The organism is Gordonia sp. i37 (assembly GCF_002043085.1).
Taxonomy (GTDB): domain Bacteria; phylum Actinomycetota; class Actinomycetes; order Mycobacteriales; family Mycobacteriaceae; genus Gordonia; species Gordonia polyisoprenivorans.
On sequence record NZ_MVPX01000654.1, the window covers coordinates 1 to 2,409 of the forward strand.

Annotated in this window: 2 protein-coding genes and 1 pseudogene; 2 read left to right on the forward strand and 1 reads right to left on the reverse strand. The window is 61.5% G+C overall.

All coding sequences use genetic code 11. From position 1 onward, the window contains the following. Positions 1 to 117 precede the first annotated feature (117 nt). A pseudogene (locus tag B1964_RS30805) lies at positions 118 to 384 on the reverse strand (transposase); the annotation flags it as partial. Here B1964_RS30805 and B1964_RS29385 point away from each other — a divergent pair. Next, the gene (locus B1964_RS29385; protein WP_079932306.1) at positions 383 to 1,558 is read left to right on the forward strand and encodes an IS256 family transposase; all 1,176 of its coding nucleotides are present in this window, start codon (positions 383 to 385) and stop codon (positions 1,556 to 1,558) included. The pseudogene B1964_RS30805 and the gene B1964_RS29385 sit on opposite strands and share 2 nt — an antisense overlap. Positions 1,559 to 1,670: 112 nt before the next feature. Continuing rightward, the gene (locus B1964_RS31370; protein ID WP_253194273.1) at positions 1,671 to 2,012 is read left to right on the forward strand and encodes a Pycsar system effector family protein; all 342 of its coding nucleotides are present in this window, start codon (positions 1,671 to 1,673) and stop codon (positions 2,010 to 2,012) included. The last annotated feature ends 397 nt before the right edge of the window (positions 2,013 to 2,409 follow it).

Here is a 2,409-nt window from a genome sequence, read left to right on the forward strand (position 1 = left end):
CCTTTCATCACACCTCAAAAGCCGATCGGTGGATCGAGGCTTAGGCACGATAGTCATCCTTCCAGGCCCACCCTCGGGCAAGCCAGATCAGATGTCACCTATACGTGCAGCAGTCCCGTTAGCCCGCTTCAATTCAGTGTTCTCGCGTCTGAGTCGCTTGAGTTCGGCCGATTCCTCAGTCGTTGTTCCCGGCCGCTGGCCAGCATCGACCTCGGCCCGACGACACCACTTGCGGACCGTTTCTGGCGTACCTATCCCGAGTAGCTCAGCGACCTTGCCCATCGCTGCCCACTCCGAGTCATCCTCAGCCCGAATCTCAGCGACCATCCGGATCGCCCGCTCACGCATCTCGGCCGGGTACCTCTTCGTCCCACTTCCTGACATGACTCCATCCTTCCCAACGAACAGAGTCTCCGGACACGCCGGGGCGATTCACGATGAGGATGGGCGCCGGCTGGTGGTGCGTAACGGCTACCACAACCCGCGGGAGGTGATGACCGCCGCCGGTGCGGTTCCGGTGCGGGCACCAAGGGTCAACGACAAACGGGTCGACCCTGAAACTGGTGAACGCCAACGGTTCTCGTCGGGGATCATCCCGGCCTGGGCACGTAAAAGCCCCGAGGTCAGCGCGGTGTTGCCGCTGCTGTACCTGCACGGGTTGTCGTCGGGAGATTTTGGGCCGGCGCTGGAGCAGTTTCTTGGCTCGGGGGCGGGGTTATCGGCGGCCACGATCACTCGACTGGCCAGCCAGTGGCAGAAGGAAGCGGCCGCCTTCGACGACCGCGACATCACCAGCGATTATGTCTACCTCTGGGTCGACGGCATCCACCTCAAAGTCCGGCTCGAGCAGGAGAAGCTGTGTCTGCTGGTGATGATCGGCGTGCGTGCCGACGGCCGTAAAGAGCTCGTCGCCCTGGCCGATGGGTACCGCGAATCCACCGAATCATGGGCCGATCTATTGCGGTCGTGCCGACGCCGCGGCATGGCGGCCCCGAACCTGGCCGTCGGGGACGGGGCGCTGGGGTTCTGGGCTGCGCTGCGCGAGGTGTTCCCGGACACCCGAGAGCAGCGGTGCTGGTTTCATAAACAGGGCAATGTGCTTGCCGCACTGCCCAAGTCGGCCCATCCGAATGCGATCAAAGCGATGCAGGAGATCTACAACGCCGAGGACATCGGCTACGCCCGTAAGGCCATCGCCGCCTTCGAGAAGACCTACGGGGCGAAGTATCCCAAAGCGGTCGCCAAGATCGTCGACGACGCTGATGTGCTGCTGGAGTTCTACCACTACCCGGCCGAGCACTGGATCCACCTGCGCACGACCAACCCGATCGAGTCGACCTTCGCCACCGTGCGGTTACGGACCAAGGTGACCAAGGGACCCGGCTCCCGAGCCGCGGGACTGGCGATGGCCTACAAGCTCATCGAAGCCGCACAAGTGAAATGGCGAGCCGTCAACGCACCCCACCTCGTCGCCCTCGTCCGAGCCGGCAAGACCTTCGAGAAAGGCAAACTCGTCGAATCCGACACCCCATCAACATCGCAAGAGGAGGCCGCCTGAAACAACCTCATCCACAGGTCTTGACAATATCTCCGATACGAAGGCATCATTTGCACTGACAATTGAGACCGCGCTCCTCGTGGGAGTTATCACGCTGTCGGGCGAGGGGCGGGTGCTCCATGACCTTGGGGGCTGGGCCGTAGTCTGGTACGTCGTTGGCATCCTCCTCTTAGTAGCTAGCGTCCTATGTGCGGCCTGGGTTGTGCGTCCCCGGCTACGGGCCTCCAACCTCGAGGTTGAGGCGCCGGACAACTTTGTCTATTTCGGACACCTGCGGCACCTGACGCCCGAAGCCGTTCAGGATCGGCTCGAGGGCCCGACTCTTCTTCCGGTACTGTCGAAACAGCTCGTGGAGATGAGCAAGATAGCGTGGACAAAGCACCGGCTTGTGCAGTTGTCTATGAGTCTTTCTCCGATTGGCGTTGTGGCACTTGGCATATGTGCGACATGCTGACTTGTGTGAGGCGATGCTCGGTCGTCAGAGCAGAGGGGTTGCCGCTGCATGGGCGCCGCAAGAGATCGATCTACGCCAAATGTTCGCCGAAAGTGACTTGGATGGCCGACCACATGGAGAATCAAAATTGACACGACTCATCGAGGCACGCATGTTCTGTCAGACTTCCGGGGGTAGCGCTGCTAATCTCCGCTGCATCTCGACAGCTGTCAGGTCCCCGATAACCGGTCCAGGCAGTTCTAGTGGCGCGCGTCGTAATTGCTTGAACGGTTGGTTGCTGCGATAATGGGGTATGGCGAATCGTCCTGCTGCGGCGTTGATGTTGGGTAATGGTGATCGTGAGGTGCTGGAGTCGTGGACTCGCTCGGGCTCGGTGCAGGCGTCGGCGGCGAAGCGG